Here is a 2,233-nt window from a genome sequence, read left to right as displayed (position 1 = left end):
ATATATATTCTTTTAAAAAATTTATAATAAAAAAATAGATAATTGAAAATTATTATCATATAAATTATAAAAAGTAAAAATATAGTTATAATACAGTATAAAATTAGTTGAAATGTAATACAAAAATAGATAATTAACAAAATGTTCATATTTATATTGATATATCTTAAGTTATAATGTATATTATGTATTAAATAATGTAATAATATTATTATGGAATTAAATGGCAACTTAATTCTGGCTACGGGCATCATATGATGCCTATTTTTTTACATTTAAATAGGATGAAAGGGTTATAGAATTATTGTGTAATAGTATTTTGTATTTTATATATTTTTATGCTATTATAAGATGAAACTTTAGAAATCATTAAATTTGCAAGGTTTTAAGAGGTGGATAATTTGGTTGAAAAGAACAATGAATATATATTAGATATAACAAGTATAGGATATGAAGGAGAAGGTATAGCCAAGATAGATGGATATCCTATATTTATAGAAGGAGCTATTTTAGGAGAAAAAGTAAAAGCTTTAATAGTTAAAGTTAAGAAAAATTATGCGTATGGAAAATTACTAGAAGTAATAGAGGCTTCTAATGAAAGAGTTGAACCAAGTTGTAAGGTTTATAAAAGATGTGGTGGATGTACAGTTCAGCATATGAATTATAAAAAGCAATTAGATTATAAATTTGAAAGAGTAAAAGATTGTATATCAAAAATAGGTGGACTAGATAATTCACTAGTTATGTATCCTATAGGAATGGAAAATCCAGAAAGATATAGAAATAAAGTTCAATTACCAGTTGGTATTGTAAATGGCGAACTAAGTATTGGTTTTTATGCACCAAGAAGCCATAATATTATAAACTTAGATACTTGCTTAATTCAAGATAAGATAGCTGATAAAGTTGCTGGACTTACAAGAGAATGGATGAAAAAATATAATATTTCAGCTGCTAGCATTGATGGAGTTTTTAATAAGAATGGTTTAATAAGACATATAATGATACGTAAGGGATTTACTACTAATGAAGTTATGGTGGTTCTAGTATCAACAAGTGAAAAAATTGAACATATAGAGAAATTTATAGAATTAATAAAAGATAATGTAGAAGGTATAAAGAGTATTATCTTAAACATAAATAAAGAAAATACTAATGTTATCTTAGGACAAAATTGTATAACCTTATGGGGTGAAGATACAATAACAGATTACATAGATAATTTTAAATTTAATATATCACCTTTATCATTCTTCCAAGTAAATCCTATGCAAACAGAAAAGCTATATTCAAAAGCATTGGAATATTCAGGATTAACAGGAGAAGAAACTGTTTTTGATGCTTATTGTGGAACAGGAACTATTACACTTTTCCTTTCTCAAAAAGCAAAAAAAGTCTATGGCGTAGAGATAATAGAACCAGCTATTATCAATGCTAGAGAAAATGCTAGAATTAATAATATAGATAATGCAGAATTTTTTGTTGGAAAATCAGAAGAAATAATACCTGAATTAATTGAAAAAGGTATAGTTCCTGATGTGATAGTTGTAGATCCTCCAAGAAAGGGCTGTGATATAAAACTTCTAGATGCTATTGAAAAAGCTAAGCCAAAAAGAGTGGTTTATGTTTCTTGTGATCCAAGTACTTTAGCAAGAGATTTAAAGATATTGGAAGAAAAGGGATATAAGACTGAAGTTGTTCAACCAGTAGATATGTTCCCTCACACTAGCCACATAGAAAATGTAGCCTTTCTAAAAAGTAGATAAGAGTATAAAAAAACAAAATCCTTTAGATTAGCCTAAAGGATTTTGTTTTTTTTATACGTGAAAGTATGAAATAGAGATGTTAATATTATTGAATTTAATAAATTGTTAAATTCAATAATAATTTTAATTTAAAATAAAAAAATGTAAAAAATAGGATAAAAGGAATGTTTTTGTATAAAAATCAGATGTATTTACCTTTAAACTATTATATAATGAATACAAATATAAAGAGTTAGTAATAAATGACATTAAAGGTGATTTTTAATGATTAAAAAGAAAATACAAAGTAAAAAGAAATTTAATTTTATCATTTTATTGATAGTAATAACTACCCTTAGCTTATTAATAAAAATAAACTTATATTCAAATGATAAATTTAGAAGTCATAATAAAATTATTCTATTAGGAAATGAAAATCTTGCTCCAATTATATACAATGAAAAAGGAAAAACTAAGGGTGTAGCAGT

General features: G+C 24.6%; 2 protein-coding genes. Both read left to right on the top strand.

The genetic code is table 11. The annotated features are described in order from the left end of the window. Positions 1 to 401 precede the first annotated feature (401 nt). Complete coding sequence (rlmD, locus tag HUJ77_RS15395; protein ID WP_291710155.1) at positions 402 to 1,766, top strand: 23S rRNA (uracil(1939)-C(5))-methyltransferase RlmD; 1,365 nt, start codon at positions 402 to 404, stop codon at positions 1,764 to 1,766. Between the two features lie 264 nt (positions 1,767 to 2,030). After that, positions 2,031 to 2,233, top strand: a 203-nt coding sequence (locus HUJ77_RS15390; RefSeq protein ID WP_291710153.1) for a hypothetical protein, incomplete at its 3' end; no start/stop codon positions are given.

The organism is Clostridium sp. (assembly GCF_021443865.1).
In the GTDB taxonomy this organism is placed as follows: Bacteria; Bacillota; Clostridia; order Clostridiales; family Clostridiaceae; genus Clostridium.
The sequence above is the reverse complement of the archived record's forward strand: the minus strand, read 5'-3'. Positions and strand labels throughout refer to the sequence as shown.